Genomic DNA, 17,227 nt, shown 5'->3' on the forward strand with positions numbered 1-17,227 from the left:
CCCATTATTGCTAATCACATTATTTTTTCATTTTAACTTCCTTACCAGGTTGAGCTTCTTTAACAGTCTTTAATGTATGGTAGGACGAAAAACCGCTAACCTCTTCAAATTCATTACAAATATTGCGTTCCTGAGCTTTACCTGGAACAATTTCTTTAAATCTCCTATAAGCTTCTAAATACTTCTCGCGGTTTACCCCTTTTCCATATGCTTCCTCAACTTGCTGGAAATAGCTGATAACATCTATTATTTCTGTTGTTGACCAATCAGGGTCAATTGGATATTGATATTCCATGTCCTTCACCTCATATAACTATTTTGCCCATTTTTGACGGATGCTTTCTCCTTCAGCAATTATTCGATCCAATAATTCTTGTACAGTTGGAATATCTCTAATAAGTCCCATGACCTGCCCTGCCCAAGCAAATCCTTCATCCTCTTTGCCGTCATATATATATTTTTTATTAGCTTGTCCGCTTATGTAGTCTTTTAACTGTTCATATCCTCCATTCGCCTTCTCAATTTCTAAAATCCTGTCAGACCATGTATTTGAAATCACCCTTGCAGGAGCTCCAATGGATCTCTTAATGACGACTGTATCATTTTCACTTCCTTCGACTAGCCGTTTTTTATAGAGTTCTGAAGCATGGACACATTCCTTGGTAGCAATAAAGCGGGTTCCCATTTCTATTCCCTCTGCTCCAAGACTCAAGGCTGCCAATAACCCTCTTCCATCACCTATGCCTCCTGATGCAATGACAGGGATTGAGACAGCATCTACTACCTGAGGAGTTAATACAAAGGTTCCGATATCATCTCTACCTAAGTGACCCCCTCCTTCCTGCCCGACAACCATGACTGCATCTGCACCAAGCTCTTCAGCTTTAACTGCCTGCCGCTTAGCTGCAACCAAAACGAGTTTCTTAATATTCACACCTTCTAACTGTTCAAATAGCGGTGCAGGATTTCCTCCGGTCATGGAAATAACAGGAACCTCTTCTTCTATGGCTACATTTAGATAGTGTGAAAATGGCCTGCCATGCTGCCCAATTGCAAAGTTAACACCGAATGGTTTGTTTGTCATTTCTTTTACTTTTCGGATCTCTTTTCTTAAAGCTTCTGGACTCTCTAACGACATCGCTGTTACTTGCCCAAGTCCTCCAGCATTTGAAACTGCTGCAGCTAAATCTGAATACGCTAAGTGAGCAAGTCCTCCTTGAATAATCGGGTATTTAATATTTAATAATTCTGTTACTCTTGTATTCCAATTCATTTTGACATATCCTCCTTTACATTCTGCTTTATCTTATCTTCTATTTTAATGTTATATTTTCCTGTTAACATCAAAAACTAAAGATTAGGCTAAATTACTTTTAAAATTATATTTGATATGCCCAGAAATTTTCTATGCAAGGATAAGGAATAATGCTATAATTCAAATGTTTTATGACCTTTTTGTTCTAAACATAATTTTTTTATTAAAGAGGTGTAGAAATAAATTGTCACAATTCGAAACACCGTTATTTAGCGGACTACTTGCACATGCTAAAAAGAATCCTATTCAATTTCATATACCTGGCCATAAAAAAGGAGCTGGAATTGATCCGGAATTTAGAGAATTTATAGGGGATAATGCTCTCTCAATCGATCTAATTAACATTGGTCCGCTTGATGACCTGCACCAGCCAAAAGGGATGATTAAAGCGGCTCAGGATTTAGCAGCTGAGGCTTTTGGTGCCGATAAAACGTTTTTCTCTGTTCAAGGGACGAGTGGAGCAATTATGACGATGGTTATGGCAGTTTGCGGACCTGGAGAAAAAATCATCGTTCCAAGAAATGTTCATAAATCAGTAATGTCAGCGATTGTATTTTCAGGTGCAACACCAATATTCATTCACCCGGAAATCGATGTAAATCTTGGTATTTCACACGGAATTACAACTGAATCTGTCTCGAAAGCTCTTGAACAGCATCCTGATGCCAAAGGAGTTCTTGTCATCAATCCAACCTACTTTGGAGTATCTGCAGACTTAAAAAGCATTGTTGAGATTGCTCACTCATATAATGTTCCAGTACTTGTTGACGAGGCACATGGTGTGCATATTCATTTCCATGACGAATTACCTCTGTCCGCTATGCAGGCTGGTGCTGATTTAGCAGCTACAAGTGTCCACAAGCTTGGAGGCTCCATGACTCAAAGCTCCATCTTAAATATGAAAGGCAATCTTGTTTCAGCGAAAAGAGTTCAATCGATTTTAAGTATGCTGACAACTACATCTACCTCATATTTATTACTTGCATCATTAGATGTAGCGAGAAAACGCCTTGCAACTGAAGGAAAAGAATTGATTGATAAAACAATAGCACTTGCACAATCAATTCGTCACCGCCTTAACGAAATTGAACATATTTATTGTGTTGGGGAAGAAATCCTCGAGACAGACGCAGCTCATGGCTATGACCCAACAAAACTGATTATTTCGGTTAAAGATTTAGGGTTAAGTGGATTTGACGTAGAAAAATGGCTGCGTGAAAGATACAATATTGAAGTGGAAATGTCTGACTTGTATAACATCCTTTGCATCATTACACCAGGGGACACAGAATATGAAGCAGATATGCTAGTTAAAGCGCTTGAAGTTCTTTCAGCAGAAAGACATGGATTAACAGAAAAGCGTGATACTCAAGTGCTTCTTCCTGATATTCCAGTATTAGCGTTATCACCACGTGATGCCTTCTATGCTGATACTGAACTAGTTCCATTTGATGAATCAGAGGGAAGAATTATCGCTGAGTTTATCATGGTATACCCACCTGGAATTCCAATATTTATTCCTGGAGAAATTATAACAAAGGAAAACCTGAACTATATAAAAACAAATATGGAAGCCGGCCTTCCTGTACAAGGACCGGAAGATTATGATTTTAAATACCTCCGGGTTATCAAAGAATACAAAGCTATTCGTTAAATATAAAATGAGCCTTCTCAAAATTGAGAAGGCTTTTTGTTTATCGTTTACTTAACTTCTTTTGTATGGTGATTCTCTTCACAGCAGCCGCATTCAGCTTTTGAATACAGGACAGTCACTTTTTCATCCTCAAAATAGTCGATTGTAGAATTACACGTTTGGCATACAATTGTACCCATTCTTTCATTCTCCTTTATTATTTAAATCATGCTGATATGAAAACGTTTTAACAATCATTAATTCAATAATAATATAACACTATTATTTTTTCAAGGGTAATTGTATGACACAATCGATAAATATATGGAAATACTTTATAAAGAGTATAACATATTTGCTGAATATAATTAAAAATAAAACAGGCCAAAAACAGCCTGCCTCATCTTTTTCACTCGTATTGGGTTTGGAATGCGGATCCTGGTATGGCGCCTTTAAAAAATTCGCAAAGGTCTTCTGCTTGGTGATGGTTATCCAGCTTAAAGGCATGTTGAACATATTCAATGTCTTCGAGGTCCTTAGGGTCGAGGAGTGTGGAGCGGCCAGTTTGCATACAAACTACAAGAGGTTTTCCAAAAAATAGATTTGTATAAACGATCCCAAAATCATAACGCGATTGCTCAGTTGTAAAACCAACAAACCGAACTTTCACATTTTCATGCTCATCATAGAGCTTATCGAATAAGTTCATAATACTCCTCCTTTAATTTTAATATTTAGAATATTATTATAATTTAGATTCCAATGTTTTACAAGTATTTTTTGAAATTTCTTTGTTTAAGTTGTCTTTACTTTTTATTAAATGCTAGAATGAGAGGGAATGGATTAATAATTGGGGGGATGGATGTTGGCAAGCAGTGCATACATAAAATTAGTGCCTTCATCAGAAAAGGAACAAGTTTCAACAGAAGAAATTAAAGAATTATTTCAATACTTTAAAGAAATTACCTCTAAAACAGGTAACCAAGTCGATTGGCAATACAATGCGGCTGCTTTTCCTTATGAAATAAAGGAAAAACCAGAGGGGCAAGGGAAATGGTTCTACCTATATTCTAACAATGACCGCTATAATATGATCTTGCTAGGTTTAGGTAAAGAAATCGTTCAGGAAGAAGACGGCTCAGAACGTGAACAATCTTTTATTCAAATTACATTGCCAGAGTCTGCAACATTTGGGGATAAAGGTAAAGCTAATGAATTTTGCCGGTTCCTTGCAAAAAAACTAAAAGGTGAATTACATCTATTTAATGGAAGAATTATGTATTTCTATCCTAGAAAATAAATGTAAATAGGAGAACAGCAGATGGCTGTTCTTCTATTTTGTACGGCTAAGGGGTGAATATTTTGTTAAGAAAAAAGTTACTTTTGATTAGTGTAATGGCACTTGCAGTTACTCTAATTTCTCCATTTATTTTTTATTCATATTTTGAAAAAAAGCCTGATGAATTAAACCAAAACATTTTATTTGGAGGCCCCTTTCCTTTTGCTGAACAGACAGTATCTCTTTCAGAAGCAAAGGGTGATTATCCTTTAGAAGTCAAGTTTGTATCTCCTTTTGAAAAGGAAACAAATTTCAAAGTAACCCCATTTATTCTATCATTTGTTTGTTTGTTCTTATTTTTATTTGCTGTTTATAGCATTTTCACAAGGTTGATTATTGGCAGACAGTTGAAAGAGCCTAATTAAAATAGGCTCTTTTTTCCTTCTTTGAAGTACTTCATTATCCCTCTTATTACATGCCGATAACAGCCATTGTAAAGTGAAATGATCCATATAAAGATAAACTTAGTGCGGTTACGAAAAATGTTTTCCTTATGGATTTAATAATGTAATTTCCAATGATGATGGCTAAATAAAAAAATACGAAAAACATAATCACTTTATAAATAAGCTGATCGTATTTTGATAACCAATCAATAAAGGTGTAGCCGCTCCAGATCATTAACTGTAGTAGCAATGTAGTATATACCTTCATTTTGTTCCACCACCAGATTATTAGTTTCATTTATCTTTATTTTTATGAAAGCTTATATACAAGTCAAGTTCAGCAAGTCCTATGTCTTTGTAATATATGTAGAAACTGCCAATCTTATTTTTCATTTTTGTAACATTTAGGTGACAAGTCATTTTTATTCCACTTTTATGATAAAATACTCATTAATATCTAAAAAATGGATGTTACATACAGTTATTGCTTAAACGATAAAATGGTAAAGTGAGGAGTAGAATTTGAAAGTGTATCCGCTTTTATTCATTGCCTCTCTCTTGTTTATTACCTCCTGCAGTAATTTTGAAACTAAAGATGAGCTTAATTTGGATAAAAACAGCAAACAAATTATTTTCTTCTCAAATGAGAAAGAATATGAACAGGAAGCTCCTTACTATGATGCGATTATTGAATTAAAGAAGGATTTTCCTGATGAAATAAAAAATATGAAAATTATTACTCCAGACATTGCCAAGAAGTATTTCGAAGCATTTGATGTTAAAGGCAGCCCTGCAATCCTGCTTCTCCATCAGGACAAAGTAGTTGTAAAAATAAATGGCGATATATCTTCTGAACAAATCATACGACCGTTCGCAGATGCTTTAAACAATGAACTATCTACTAGTCATTAATATAAAAAATCCTTTTCCGAATCGGAAAAGGATTTTTTTCACTGACATATATTATTTAATAATATGGATCGGGCTGCCTAGAGCTACCTCTGCAGCTTCCATAGTGATTTCCCCTAAAGTTGGATGTGCGTGAATAGTCATAGCTAAATCCTCTGCAGTCATACCTGCTTCAATCGCTAAGCCCAATTCAGCAATCATATCTGACGCACTTGCACCAGCAATTTGAGCACCAATTACAAGGCCATCTTCTTTGCGAGTAATAAGCTTAACGAAACCGTCAGTAGCATCTAACGCTAAAGCACGGCCATTAGCTGCAAATGGGAATTTAGCAGCAACAATTTCAATTCCCTCTTCTTTAGCTTGAGCTTCTGTGTAACCAACAGAAGCAAGCTCTGGATCAGAGAATACAACTGCTGGAATGCCTAAATAGTCAATTTCAGAGCTATGTCCTGAAATAGCTTCAGCTGCAATCTTTCCTTCATATGAAGCTTTATGTGCTAATTGAGGACCTGCTACAACATCACCAATTGCAAAAATATTGCTGATATTTGTACGGCATTGCTTATCAATTTCTATTAAGCCGCGGTCAGTCATTTTAATGCCTACTTGCTCTAAGCCTAATTCATCTGTATTTGAACGACGGCCAACCATAACAAATAGATAATCTGCTTCGATTGTTTTCTCTTCACCCTTAACCTCATATGTTACAACAACGCCATTTTCATTTTCTACTACACCTTTTGCTAGTGCTTTCGTAATGATTTCAGCGCCTTTTTTCTTAAGATTACGCTTAACTAGTGCAGTCATCTGCTTTTCAAAGCCGTTAAGGATTTCATCTGTTCCTTCTAGAATCGTTACTTGTGTACCGAAATTAGCATATGCACCGCCAAGCTCAGTTCCAATTACACCGCCGCCAATTACAACGATTTTTTCAGGAATCTCTTGAAGAGAAAGCGCTCCAGTAGAATCAAGAACTCGTTTAGTATACTTAAATGCAGGAATTTCAATTGGACGTGAACCTGTTGCAATGATCGCATTTTTAAATGTGTATGTTTGCGCAGAGTTCTCATCCATAACACGTAGTGTGTTAGCATCAACAAAATATGCTTCCCCACGTACAATATCAATTTTATTTCCTTTTAATAGACCTTCTACACCGCCAGTTAGTTTTTTCACTACGCCGGCTTTAAATTCCTGTACCTTGGTAAAATCAACAGTTACATTCTCAGCTGTAATCCCAATTGAATCAGAATGCTTTGCTGTTTCATAACGGTGTCCTGCAGCAATTAATGCTTTTGATGGAATACATCCAACATTTAAACATACTCCGCCTAAATTTGCTTTTTCAACGATAGTCACTTTTTGACCTAGCTGTGCGGCACGAATAGCTGCAACATATCCTCCAGGACCTGAACCAATGACAATTGTTTCTGTTTCGATTGGGAAATCTCCTACTACCATGTTTTAAGCCTCCATTAACAATAGTTCTGGATCGTTTAATAAACGTTTAATATGATTTAAAGCATTTTGAGCTGTTGCTCCATCAATAATACGATGGTCAAAGCTTAGTGATAACGATAATACAGGAGCTGCAACAATTTCGCCGTTCTTGACAATTGCTTTTTCAGCAATACGGCCAATGCCTAAAATTGCAACCTCAGGGTGATTAATGACAGGAGTGAACCATTGACCGCCTGCTGAACCGATATTTGTAATAGTGCAAGAAGCACCTTTCATTTCATCGGATGCAAGTTTTCCTTCACGAGCTTTTGTAGCTAGCTCATTAATCTCATTAGAGATTGAAAAAATAGATTTACGATCAGCATCTTTAACTACCGGAACTAATAAACCTTTTTCTGTATCTGCCGCTATTCCTATATTGTAATAATGTTTTTGAATAATTTCAAACGCTTCATCATCAATTGAAGTATTTAATACTGGAAATTCACGTAATGCACTTGTTAATGCTTTTACCACATATGGAAGGAATGTAAGCTTAATTCCCTTACTTGCTGCCACTTCTTTGAACTTTTTACGATGAGCAACAAGTTTAGTTACTTCGATTTCATCCATTAACGTAACATGTGGTGCTGTATGTTTGGAATTTACCATCGCCTTTGCAATAGCCTTACGAATTCCGCTCATTTTTTCACGAGTTTCTGGATATTGACCTTGTAGTACTGGCTTAGCAGCAGGTGCAGCTGTTTCTGCTGTTTCCTGAACTGGAGCAATAGCTTGCTCTTGTACAGCTTCTGCTTGAACTTGACTTCCGCCATTTAAGAATGCATCAATATCAGTTTTTAATACTCTGCCATTATTTCCGCTGCCTGAAACTTGGTGAATATCTACACCTTTTTCACGAGCATATTTTCTTACAGAAGGCATCGCAATAATACGTCGGTTAGGAGCAGCTTCAGTGTTAGCAGATGGAGTGTCCTGAACTGGCTGTTTTTCAGCTATTTTCTCTTCAGCCTTAGGTGCTTCTTCATGATGCTCGTCGCCTTTGAATTTTAAATTCTCATAGCCTGGAGCATCAAATGTAATAAGCACTTGTCCAACCGTTGCAACTGTACCTTCGCCTACCAAAATTTCTTCAACCGATCCAGCAACTGGAGAAGGAATTTCTACTACTGCTTTATCATTTTGCACTTCACATAAAACATCGTCTTCTTGCACTTTATCGCCTGGTTTAACGAACCACTTAACTATTTCACCTTCATGGATCCCCTCACCAATGTCAGGCAACTTAAATTGAAATGACACCTAGAATCATCCTCCTACTAAGTAACTAATTAAGAAAGGATAGAAGTTGGAATGAAGAAAATCGGTACTGTCACCGATTTTCTTCTATTTCCACACTCTTCCTTTTCTAGTAAATGTAATTACCGGTTATTAGAAAGTTAAGACTTTCTTTCCAGTTTCAATAATGTCCTTATAGTTCGGAAGCCATACTGTTTCCGCTTGCGGGAATGCAAACACGGTATCAGGTGCTGCCACACGAAGTACAGGAGCTTCAAGACTTAAGATCGCACGGTCATTGATTTCTGCAACTACATTTGCAGCAATCCCAGCTTGTTTTTGAGCCTCTTGAACGACAATAGCACGTCCAGTTTTTTCAACAGAAGCAATGATTGTATCAATATCAATTGGAGATACTGTACGCAAATCAATAACCTCTGCAGAATATCCTTCTTTTTCTAATTCTTCTGCTGCTTTTAATGCTTCGTGAACCATTGCACCATAAGTAATTATTGACAGATCAGATCCTTCACGCTTCACTTCAGCTTTTCCTAAAGGAATTGTATATTCCTCTTCGGGAACTTCTTGACGGAAAGAACGATATAATTTCATATGCTCTAAGAAAATTACTGGATCATTATCACGGATAGCTGAAATTAAAAGACCTTTTGCATCGTAAGGAGTTGATGGAATAACAACTTTTAATCCAGGTTGTTGAGCCATAAGTCCTTCTAAGCTGTCAGCATGCATTTCTGGTGTATGTACACCACCACCGAAAGGAGAGCGGATTGTTACAGGGGCATTATATCTGCCGCCTGAACGATAACGCATACGTGCAAGCTGTCCGGAGATTGAATCCATTACTTCATAAACGAAACCGAAAAATTGAATTTCAGGTACTGGACGGAATCCTTGTAAGCTAAGACCAACCGCAAGGCCGCCGATTCCAGATTCAGCTAAAGGTGTATCAAATACACGATCTTCGCCGAATTCATTTTGAAGGCCTTCAGTAGCACGGAAAACGCCACCGTTAACGCCCACATCTTCACCGAATATTAAAACATTCGGATCATTTCGCAATTCTGTGCGTAATGCATCAGTAATTGCCTGAATCATTGTCATTTGCGCCATGGCTTACTTCGACTCCTTTTCTTTATATATTTCAAATTGTTCTTTTAAGTTATAAGGCATTCCTGCTTCATCATGCATAATAGAAATTAGATCCGTTACTTTTTGCTTAGGTGTATCATCTGCTTCCTTGATTGCAGTTTTGATATCCTCTTTTGCTTTTTCAATAATTTCATTTTCCATTTCTTCATTCCAGATTCCTTTTTCTTCAAGGAACTTACGGAATCTTACAAGAGGGTCTCTCTTTTCCCACTCATTATCAAGCTCAGCTGTACGGTAACGAGTAGGATCGTCTCCAGCCATTGTATGAGGACCATATCGGTAAGTTAAAGTTTCAATTAATGTTGGGCCTTCGCCATTGATTGCACGCTCACGAGCTTCACGAACAGCTACATAAACAGCCAGTGGATCCATTCCATCCACCTGGATACCAGGAATACCTGCTGCAACCGCCTTTTGAGCTAAAGTTTTAGCTGCACTTTGAACTGATACTGGTGTTGAAATCGCAAATCTGTTGTTTTGCACAATGAAAATTGCCGGTGCCTTATAAGCGCCTGCAAAGTTAATTCCTTCATAGAAATCACCTTGGGAAGTTCCACCGTCACCTGTATAAGTAATGGCAACCGATTTCGTTCCGCGCTTTTTCATACCTAGCGCTACGCCAGCAGCCTGAATATATTGCGCACCAATAATGATTTGTGGTGCAATTACATTCACGCCCTCAGGGATGTTACCACCTTCATAATGACCTCTAGACCATAAGAACGCCTGAGATAAAGGCAGCCCGTGCCAAATCATTTGTGGTACATCACGATATCCCGGAAGGATGAAATCTTCTTTTTCTAATGCAAATTGAGATGCTAATTGAGATGCTTCCTGACCCGCAGTAGGTGCATAGAATCCAAGTCTGCCCTGTCTATTAAGGGAAATTGAGCGTTGATCAAGGATACGAGTATATACCATACGGCGCATTAATTCCTGAAGTTGCTCATCACTTAAATCAGGCATTGCCGATTCATTTACTATTTTTCCTTCTTCATTTAAAATTTGAAACGTCTGAAATTGTTCTTCAACATTTTCAAGCTGCTTCTTGGCATCCAACTGTGCCAGCTTTGTTTTAGAAGCCATTTGAGTCACCCTTTCGATAATTTTAAAAAGAGACGTAATAATATGAGTACAATACAATTTCTAGATTGCCCAAAACTAAGATAAAATAGAAAACTTAAAAGAAGTGTATTTCAATAAAACGTCACGAAATTTTTAAATAAATGATAGCCAAATGTATTAAAATGCGGTATATGTTTTCCATTATCTCAGTTATATAACGTCTTTAGATGTTAACTCATATTCTATCTTATTCTGTATCAATTAAATTTGCAACAATATTGATACACATTTCTAATGATCGTTTTAAGTTTAAATCAGCTTTATTCTTACGTCAACTACCTGATTATAAGTTTTTAAAACGTTTTCATGCTTTTTATTTATTTTCTATATTAATATGCTGTATTATAATGATAAACAAATCTGTTCTATAAAAAAATGAAACAATACAAGATGTGTTATAACACATTTTATGAATTTGTATTTAATTATTATTTCTATAAGGTCATTACAATCGAGTAGGAGGGAGTGATTAACTCCCGACCTCTCCCACCACCGTACGTACCGTTCGGTATACGGCGGTTCAACTAAGATTGATGACGCAAAGTTTCGTAACGAGATATCAGACTTTTAAGCCCTTGGGAATTCCAGTAGGAGTTTCCAAGGGTTCTATGTAGTATCGGACTTTTGGAGATTCTCCAATAACTCTTCCGTGAATTTCCCCATTCATAAGCCTTTCCTTTCGGAACGCCAAGTCTAATGAGGTTCCTCACCTTTGTACTTGGATTCTTCCAATTCTTCCACTGACACACTCGGAGCCTTCTTCTGATCCATGAGTCAAAATCCCTGAACGCGCTTGGCGTATCCGCCAGGGTGAAGTAGCCACACCAACCCATCAGATATTGGTTTAGTTTCTCTATCCGATATTCCATGGGATAAGGTTTCTTCCTTGAAGTAATCTCTCGGATTCTATTCTTCATTCGTTTCACGCTTTCTTTGGCAATTCGAACTTTAGGTTCTTTATGAAAGGTAAAACTAAATCCAAGAAACTTTCTTTTCCACGGACGGTCTACGGCAGATTTATTCAGATTGACTTTTAGCTTAAGCTTACCTTCAATAAATTTGGTCACGGAGCCCATGACCCGATTTCCTGCTTTCTTCGTTCTCACATAGATATTGGCATCGTCGGCGTATCGGACAAATTTATGACCTCTTTTCTCCAACTCTTTATCAAGTTCATCAAGGACAATGTTAGAGAGTAGAGGACTGAGAGGTCCTCCTTGCGGAGTTCCCTCTTCACTGGTTGTCGTAATGCCATTTATCATGATTCCCGATTTCAGGTATTTACGGATTAACTTAAGCAGGCGTTTATCTTCGATTCGTTTCGCTAGCGACCCCATCAGTTTGTCATGGTTTACTCTGTCGAAGAATTTCTCCAAGTCGATATCAACCACCCAACGATAACCTTCCTGTATATAACCTTTTGCTTTCCTAACTGCATCATGTGCACTTCGATTTGGTCGAAATCCATAACTATGGTCTGAGAACATCGGGTCATATATAGTGGTTAAGACTTGGGCGATAGCCTGTTGAATGAAGCGATCTATAACGGTAGGAATACCTAATAGACGCACACCGCCGTCAGGTTTTGGGATTTCAACCCTGCGGACTGGTTGCGGTTCATAGGTTCCTTCAAGAAGCTCCATTCTCATGGATTCCCAGTGCTTCTTAATATGCGCTCGCAGGTTTTGTACGGGCATACCATCTACACCATGGCTTCCTTTATTCCGTTCCACCCTTTTCAGGGCGGAGGTTAGGTTTTCACGTGACAGTATTCGTTCCATCAACACTTGTTACGCCTCTTTCCGTGAACAACGATTCTTCTTATGCCAGTTCTGCTCCACCATCTTGAAGTCCCCCATGGGATTCACCATTTCCTCCATCAAGCATGCCTTGTCGGTTATCTGTGTTTCTTGCAGGTAACTGAATGCCAAGATGTTGTTCTCTCCTAATTGTTCAGCCCTTCCCATTCTTCTCGAGTTCGAATGGTACTATGGCATCTGCTGACTTCTGATTGTTCAGCTATCCATCACTGGATAAGTTACCAAGTGTACTTGGCTTATCAATCAGACCTCCCCAGGTAAGAGCGTAGTCTTTCCCTCCACCTATCTGCTTCATTTACTACATACAACCTTCGGCAGAAAGGGCTTTGTTTTGTTGTGCAAACTCACCCAATTGTATATAGCCTTATATGAAGTTCGTGTTCCTCAGACCGGAGGTTTGCCGCTCGCTTCCTTCAGATTCCACGTCACCGTGGACACCCTTGCGTTAAGCTAACTGTTACTTCTGCCTTCACAGTTCGGGACTCGCACCCTATAGACTACGCCCATGCTGGGCGCACACAAAAAAGGCAGCATTCACTGAATGCTACCTTAGCTCTTTAGTCATCTATTTTAACGTCAAGTTCAGATTCATTATAGAACGATAACTTTAACTCATTGTATTGTTTAGTCTTCTCATTAAATTTTTTATTGGCTTCAATGATTTTTCCGTATGCAGCATTAATTTTTGTAATTTGCTCTTCCAATTGAGTTAATTGAAGATCCTTTTGCTTAAACATCGCATAAAGTCCTTTATCAAGTTCAATAGCTGCTGCATAGTTCTCGAATAATTCCTCATGAATGGAATATCTCTCCATCATAATATTATATAATTTTTGAGACATTTCCTTAAGTGCCGGATCATCAATTTCTTCAATTAACGGCTCTATTGTTTTAAATTCATTTTCAGACGCTTTAATACTTTCTTCTTCTTTCTGCATATGTGCTTTTCTTTGGTCAACAATTTGCGTAGCTTCATCTGACAGCCTGGAAATTTCATCATATTCTTTTAAACCAAGAGAAATAATTTTTTCATAGACTACTTTTTCTTTTTTCTCTAAATCAACGAGTGGGTCTTGCTGTTCTTCAAATACTTTTTCTGCTGCCACTACGTTTTCCAAAACTTCATACACTTTTTCTACAGGAGTGGTACTACTCACACATCCAGAAATGATAGTAAATATACTAAGACAAAATATTAATAGAAGACTTCTAAAAAAGACCGGCACGTCATAAACCTCCTTAATTTGGAACAATTTAACTATAACCGCTGTTATGATGTTTGACAATAATCTATCAGCTTGTCTATTAACAACATATTCTATTCACTTTTCATTTATGACTTAGGCTATAGCCTTCACCACCGAAAACAATTATACATAGGCTATATTAATCGTCCTATAGATAAAGGATTAGGGACGATAATCAATTCTTAGGGAGGTTATCCTTCATGATCGGTTATGGCGCATACGGTTACGGTGGATATGGATGCGGTTGCGGCTATCCAGGTTTTGTTGGCGGTGTAGGATTTGGAAGAGGCTTCGCGCTGATTGTTGTATTGTTTATTCTTCTTATTATCGTTGGCTGTTCCTGCTGGAGATAATATTTTTGAGAGAAGGTGCAAAAATGCACCTTCTCTTTTATTAACATTTTACATACTCTTTGATAGACTAATATCAAAAGCTGAATGGTTCGTTTACAATTAAACCGTACTGTTTTAATTGTTTAACTACTTGCTGATTGATTTTATCTACAGGAGTGATTGACGTGTTAACAATGAAAGATATTATCCGCGATGGACATCCGACATTAAGAAAAGTCGCAGAAGAAGTATCTATGCCACCAAGTGAAGAGGATAAAGAAATATTAAAAAGCCTTTTGGAATATGTAATTAACAGCCAAGATCCGGAAATTGCCAACAAATATGGACTTCGAGCAGGTATTGGTTTGGCTGCCCCACAAATAAATATTTCTAAAAAAATGATTGCTGTATATGTAAAGGATGAAAAAGGGGTTTTACATAGTTATGCTCTATTTAACCCAAAAATTAAGAGCCATTCGGTTGAGCTTGCCTATTTAACAGCAGGAGAAGGCTGCCTATCAGTAGATGAAAATATCCCTGGTTATGTACCAAGGTATGCCAGAATAACTGTGCAGGGTACATGCCTAGAAGGCAATGAGGTAAAACTAAGGCTAAAGGGAATGCTTGCTATTGTCTTCCAGCATGAAATTGATCATTTGAACGGGGTTATGTTCTATGATCATATTAATAAGGATGATCCGTTTAAGGTAATTGAGGGTGCCATACCAATCGAAAGATAATAGGAAGACTGAACCTATATAAACGGTTCAGTCTTCTTTATAATCCTATTTAAATTAATGATAATTTCTTTAATCCTTCCCAAATACCATTGTCGTTAACGGAAGCAGTTATTACATCTGCCGCCAATTTCACTTCCTCCAGCGCATTTCCCATTGCTATACCCGTTCCAACAGCCTTTAGCATTTCAATATCATTTAATCCATCACCAAAAGCGTATACATCTTCAATGTCTATTCCGAGCCGTTCTATCATTAGTTTGATTCCTTCTGCCTTAGACCCGCCTGCAGGCAAAACATCTGTTGAAAATTGATGCCAGCGTACGAAATGGAAGTTAGGAAAATCCCTTTTATAAGCTTCATCTGCGGTTTCTTCTGCAAAAACTAAAGCCTGATAAATTTCCTTTTCTTTATAAAAGCTGATATCTAGTTCGGGATATGGAAATTTCAAGCTTCCGATGCTTTCAGCAATCATTTTATTATCCAACTCTGTTGATTTCATTTCAGTTTCGTTTAAAAATACTAGTGCATGATTTTTCTGAGAAGAGTAATGAACTAAGTGTTCTACCTCATCCATTGGCAAGCTATTTTTATAAATAACCTCATTTTCAAACACTACGTATTGTCCGTTAAAGCATACATAAGAATCAATATCAAGTTCTTTTCGCTGTTGTTCAAACATGAATGGAGCACGCCCTGTTGCTATGGCTACAAATACACCATTTTCCTTGAGAACTTCTAACGCTTTTTTCGTTGAATGCGGCAGTTGTTTATTACTATCTAATAGTGTTCCATCAATATCAAAGAATACAATTTTCTTCAAAAATAACTCTTCCCTTTCTTCTTATCTTAAGCTGCAGCCTTTTTTTCTTTCTGCTTCACTTTCATCGAAGTAATGTATACACCAATGAAAATCACAATTAACCCAATTATCATAGTGAAATGAATACTTTCTCCTAAAATGAAAGCTCCCCACATAATAGCTGATCCCGGTACAATATAAGTAACCAATGAGGCAAACTCCGGACTTCCTTCTTTAATTAGATAATAATACAGTAGGTATGCTATACCTGACCCTAATGATCCTAAGCCAAGAAGTGAAAAAATAACATGCCATTTTGTAAATGCTGCTAATGACTCAGGTGTTGTAATGAGCATAATAATAAAACTAATAATAGCAGCTGAAAGCATTGTAAATAATGAGATATGTAATGTCGTTACTTGACCCAAATATTTTTTTGTAAGCTGTGTACCTGTACCATAACAAATGGTGGCACCTAATAAACACAGGATTCCTGAAAGGTGGCCAGATAAATCTCCGGAATTTAGGTCTGATATGATCAATATACCTATAAAACCTAAGCCAATGCCAATCCATTGATTTTTCCTTAACGCCGTTGAGAAAAAAATAGAGCCGATAATTAGTGTCATGATTGGAGTAGTCGCGTTAATAATGGAAGCTAAACTTGATGAAATTTTTGTTTGCCCAGCAGAAATGAGAATCCATGGTAACGCATTGTTTAAGAATCCTACTAAAATAAGCTTTGACAACGGAAGATCTTTACTAAATATTTTCTCACGCTTTATAAGTGTAAAAATCGCTAATGTTAAAAAGCCGAAAATACATCTCCCAAAAACGACTCCTGCCGGTCCCATATCTTCGAGTAAAATTTTTATAAATAAAAAAGATGTTCCCCAAATAATGCTTAAAATCACTAATGCACTGTATAGCTTCCCCATAATCCACACCCTTTATCTAACTCTCTTTTTTAAAAATTTCGATTTGCGTAATAAAACACTAAACCCATTTTCAAAAAATGTCAATGAACGCTTATGATAATAGGGAAATCTTTTTCACAACCATTCTAATAATCCAAAATTATCCATGAGAGATAAGCTATTTTAATCATATAATAAAAATAAAAACGTAAATCTTGTTAATCCCATACATCATAGCTTTACTTTGGACAAGGATTGTTTAAAATAGATAGTAAGGAGATGATCCACAATGTTAAAGAAGCTGCGTAAAAAGCTTTTAAAACAGTGGAGAGACATGCTTCGAAAAAAAACTATTGCTTAAAATTACCTTTTGAGCCCTTCAATTTTCCGAAGGGCTCCTTCCTTATCGTAATGTGGTATCTTTCACTTAAAAGTACCATTTACATAAAGCAATATACGATTAAATAAGAAAAAACATGAAAATCATGTTAATTTTATATATAATAGAAAAAGTTATTCGGATGAAGGAGAGATCATAATGATTTTTAAAGTTTTTTATCAAGAGTCTAAAAAAGAGGTACCTGTTCGTGAAAAAACACAAACAATTTATGTTGAAGGAGAATCCGAAAGAGATATTCGGCTTAAACTAGCAGATAAACCATATAATATTGAATTTATCACTGCAGTGGAAGGAAATTTTTTAGAATTCGAAAAGCAAAGTGAAGATTTTAACGTATTGGAGATAGGATAAAT

20 protein-coding genes are annotated in these 17,227 nt (G+C 36.9%); 7 read left to right on the forward strand and 13 right to left on the reverse strand.

The window, feature by feature from the left end; genetic code table 11:
* Positions 1 to 19 precede the first annotated feature (19 nt).
* Both H0173_RS02690 and H0173_RS02695 read right to left on the reverse strand, forming a co-directional pair.
* On the reverse strand, positions 20 to 295 hold the full coding sequence (locus H0173_RS02690; protein ID WP_221844368.1) for a UPF0223 family protein: 276 nt from the start codon (positions 293 to 295) through the stop codon (positions 20 to 22).
* A gap of 18 nt (positions 296 to 313) precedes the next feature.
* On the reverse strand, positions 314 to 1,273 hold the full coding sequence (locus H0173_RS02695) for an NAD(P)H-dependent flavin oxidoreductase (protein WP_221844369.1): 960 nt from the start codon (positions 1,271 to 1,273) through the stop codon (positions 314 to 316).
* A gap of 226 nt (positions 1,274 to 1,499) precedes the next feature.
* On the opposite strand from H0173_RS02695, the gene H0173_RS02700 reads away from it, so the two are divergent.
* Positions 1,500 to 2,969: an aminotransferase class I/II-fold pyridoxal phosphate-dependent enzyme gene (locus H0173_RS02700; RefSeq protein WP_221844370.1), complete on the forward strand. Its 1,470-nt coding sequence runs from the start codon at positions 1,500 to 1,502 to the stop codon at positions 2,967 to 2,969.
* A gap of 47 nt (positions 2,970 to 3,016) precedes the next feature.
* On the opposite strand, the gene H0173_RS02705 is transcribed toward H0173_RS02700, so the two are convergent.
* Positions 3,017 to 3,148 (reverse strand): GapA-binding peptide SR1P, encoded by a 132-nt coding sequence (locus H0173_RS02705; protein WP_221844371.1) that lies wholly within the window; start codon positions 3,146 to 3,148, stop codon positions 3,017 to 3,019.
* 209 nt (positions 3,149 to 3,357) lie between these two features.
* On the reverse strand, positions 3,358 to 3,657 hold the full coding sequence (locus H0173_RS02710) for a DUF3055 domain-containing protein (RefSeq protein ID WP_221844372.1): 300 nt from the start codon (positions 3,655 to 3,657) through the stop codon (positions 3,358 to 3,360).
* A gap of 153 nt (positions 3,658 to 3,810) precedes the next feature.
* Here H0173_RS02710 and H0173_RS02715 point away from each other — a divergent pair, with 153 nt between their 5' ends.
* Positions 3,811 to 4,248: a DUF1885 family protein gene (locus H0173_RS02715; RefSeq protein ID WP_221844373.1), complete on the forward strand. Its 438-nt coding sequence runs from the start codon at positions 3,811 to 3,813 to the stop codon at positions 4,246 to 4,248.
* Between the two features lie 62 nt (positions 4,249 to 4,310).
* Positions 4,311 to 4,652, forward strand: coding sequence for a hypothetical protein (locus H0173_RS02720; RefSeq protein ID WP_221844374.1), 342 nt, complete (start codon positions 4,311 to 4,313; stop codon positions 4,650 to 4,652).
* A gap of 46 nt (positions 4,653 to 4,698) precedes the next feature.
* Here H0173_RS02720 and H0173_RS02725 read toward each other — a convergent pair whose 3' ends face one another.
* Positions 4,699 to 4,941, reverse strand: a complete 243-nt coding sequence (locus tag H0173_RS02725) for a hypothetical protein (protein ID WP_221844375.1) — start codon at positions 4,939 to 4,941, stop codon at positions 4,699 to 4,701.
* A gap of 260 nt (positions 4,942 to 5,201) precedes the next feature.
* Between H0173_RS02725 and H0173_RS02730 the strand changes: the two genes are divergently transcribed.
* Complete coding sequence (locus H0173_RS02730) at positions 5,202 to 5,585, forward strand: small peptidoglycan-associated lipoprotein (RefSeq protein WP_313770601.1); 384 nt, start codon at positions 5,202 to 5,204, stop codon at positions 5,583 to 5,585.
* Between the two features lie 51 nt (positions 5,586 to 5,636).
* Here H0173_RS02730 and lpdA read toward each other — a convergent pair whose 3' ends face one another.
* The 6 genes from lpdA to H0173_RS02760 all read right to left on the reverse strand — a co-directional run bounded on the left by lpdA (position 5,637) and on the right by H0173_RS02760 (position 13,665).
* A complete protein-coding gene (gene lpdA, locus H0173_RS02735) occupies positions 5,637 to 7,046 on the reverse strand; it encodes a dihydrolipoyl dehydrogenase (protein WP_221844376.1) in 1,410 nt (469 codons plus the stop codon).
* Between the two features lie 3 nt (positions 7,047 to 7,049).
* On the reverse strand, positions 7,050 to 8,348 hold the full coding sequence (locus tag H0173_RS02740; protein ID WP_221844377.1) for a dihydrolipoamide acetyltransferase family protein: 1,299 nt from the start codon (positions 8,346 to 8,348) through the stop codon (positions 7,050 to 7,052).
* Between the two features lie 129 nt (positions 8,349 to 8,477).
* The gene (locus H0173_RS02745; protein ID WP_221844378.1) at positions 8,478 to 9,455 is read right to left on the reverse strand and encodes an alpha-ketoacid dehydrogenase subunit beta; all 978 of its coding nucleotides are present in this window, start codon (positions 9,453 to 9,455) and stop codon (positions 8,478 to 8,480) included.
* 3 nt (positions 9,456 to 9,458) lie between these two features.
* Positions 9,459 to 10,580, reverse strand: coding sequence for a pyruvate dehydrogenase (acetyl-transferring) E1 component subunit alpha (gene pdhA, locus H0173_RS02750; protein WP_221844379.1), 1,122 nt, complete (start codon positions 10,578 to 10,580; stop codon positions 9,459 to 9,461).
* A 563-nt stretch (positions 10,581 to 11,143) separates the two neighbouring features.
* Positions 11,144 to 12,406 (reverse strand): group II intron reverse transcriptase/maturase, encoded by a 1,263-nt coding sequence (gene ltrA, locus H0173_RS02755; RefSeq protein WP_221844380.1) that lies wholly within the window; start codon positions 12,404 to 12,406, stop codon positions 11,144 to 11,146.
* 590 nt (positions 12,407 to 12,996) lie between these two features.
* Positions 12,997 to 13,665 (reverse strand): YkyA family protein, encoded by a 669-nt coding sequence (locus H0173_RS02760; RefSeq protein WP_221844381.1) that lies wholly within the window; start codon positions 13,663 to 13,665, stop codon positions 12,997 to 12,999.
* A gap of 221 nt (positions 13,666 to 13,886) precedes the next feature.
* Here H0173_RS02760 and H0173_RS02765 point away from each other — a divergent pair, with 221 nt between their 5' ends.
* On the forward strand, positions 13,887 to 14,039 hold the full coding sequence (locus H0173_RS02765; protein WP_221844382.1) for a YjcZ family sporulation protein: 153 nt from the start codon (positions 13,887 to 13,889) through the stop codon (positions 14,037 to 14,039).
* A gap of 164 nt (positions 14,040 to 14,203) precedes the next feature.
* The gene (gene def / locus H0173_RS02770) at positions 14,204 to 14,758 is read left to right on the forward strand and encodes a peptide deformylase (RefSeq protein WP_221844383.1); all 555 of its coding nucleotides are present in this window, start codon (positions 14,204 to 14,206) and stop codon (positions 14,756 to 14,758) included.
* A gap of 49 nt (positions 14,759 to 14,807) precedes the next feature.
* Here the strand turns inward: def and H0173_RS02775 are convergent, their stop codons facing one another.
* On the reverse strand, positions 14,808 to 15,578 hold the full coding sequence (locus H0173_RS02775) for a Cof-type HAD-IIB family hydrolase (RefSeq protein ID WP_221844384.1): 771 nt from the start codon (positions 15,576 to 15,578) through the stop codon (positions 14,808 to 14,810).
* Positions 15,579 to 15,604: 26 nt separating this feature from the next.
* On the reverse strand, positions 15,605 to 16,495 hold the full coding sequence (locus H0173_RS02780) for a DMT family transporter (protein ID WP_221844385.1): 891 nt from the start codon (positions 16,493 to 16,495) through the stop codon (positions 15,605 to 15,607).
* A 517-nt stretch (positions 16,496 to 17,012) separates the two neighbouring features.
* On the opposite strand from H0173_RS02780, the gene H0173_RS02785 reads away from it, so the two are divergent.
* Positions 17,013 to 17,225 (forward strand): DNA-dependent RNA polymerase subunit epsilon, encoded by a 213-nt coding sequence (locus H0173_RS02785; RefSeq protein WP_221844386.1) that lies wholly within the window; start codon positions 17,013 to 17,015, stop codon positions 17,223 to 17,225.
* The last annotated feature ends 2 nt before the right edge of the window (positions 17,226 to 17,227 follow it).

The sequence above is a fragment of the Bacillus sp. S/N-304-OC-R1 genome, from assembly GCF_019749375.1.
Classification (GTDB): domain Bacteria; phylum Bacillota; class Bacilli; order Bacillales; family Cytobacillaceae; genus Cytobacillus.

Excerpts from the sequence above, each read along its gene's own strand:
- H0173_RS02690 (WP_221844368.1), bottom strand. The coding sequence starts at position 295 with ATGGAATATCAATATCCAATTGACCCTGATTGGTCAACAACAGAAATA.
- H0173_RS02695 (WP_221844369.1), bottom strand. The coding sequence starts at position 1,273 with ATGAATTGGAATACAAGAGTAACAGAATTATTAAATATTAAATACCCG.
- H0173_RS02705 (WP_221844371.1), bottom strand. The coding sequence starts at position 3,148 with ATGGGTACAATTGTATGCCAAACGTGTAATTCTACAATCGACTATTTT.
- H0173_RS02710 (WP_221844372.1), bottom strand. The coding sequence starts at position 3,657 with ATGAACTTATTCGATAAGCTCTATGATGAGCATGAAAATGTGAAAGTT.
- H0173_RS02715 (WP_221844373.1), top strand. The coding sequence starts at position 3,811 with ATGTTGGCAAGCAGTGCATACATAAAATTAGTGCCTTCATCAGAAAAG.
- H0173_RS02725 (WP_221844375.1), bottom strand. The coding sequence starts at position 4,941 with ATGAAGGTATATACTACATTGCTACTACAGTTAATGATCTGGAGCGGC.
- lpdA (WP_221844376.1), bottom strand. The coding sequence starts at position 7,046 with ATGGTAGTAGGAGATTTCCCAATCGAAACAGAAACAATTGTCATTGGT.
- H0173_RS02745 (WP_221844378.1), bottom strand. The coding sequence starts at position 9,455 with ATGGCGCAAATGACAATGATTCAGGCAATTACTGATGCATTACGCACA.
- pdhA (WP_221844379.1), bottom strand. The coding sequence starts at position 10,580 with ATGGCTTCTAAAACAAAGCTGGCACAGTTGGATGCCAAGAAGCAGCTT.
- H0173_RS02765 (WP_221844382.1), top strand. The coding sequence starts at position 13,887 with ATGATCGGTTATGGCGCATACGGTTACGGTGGATATGGATGCGGTTGC.
- H0173_RS02780 (WP_221844385.1), bottom strand. The coding sequence starts at position 16,495 with ATGGGGAAGCTATACAGTGCATTAGTGATTTTAAGCATTATTTGGGGA.
- H0173_RS02785 (WP_221844386.1), top strand. The coding sequence starts at position 17,013 with ATGATTTTTAAAGTTTTTTATCAAGAGTCTAAAAAAGAGGTACCTGTT.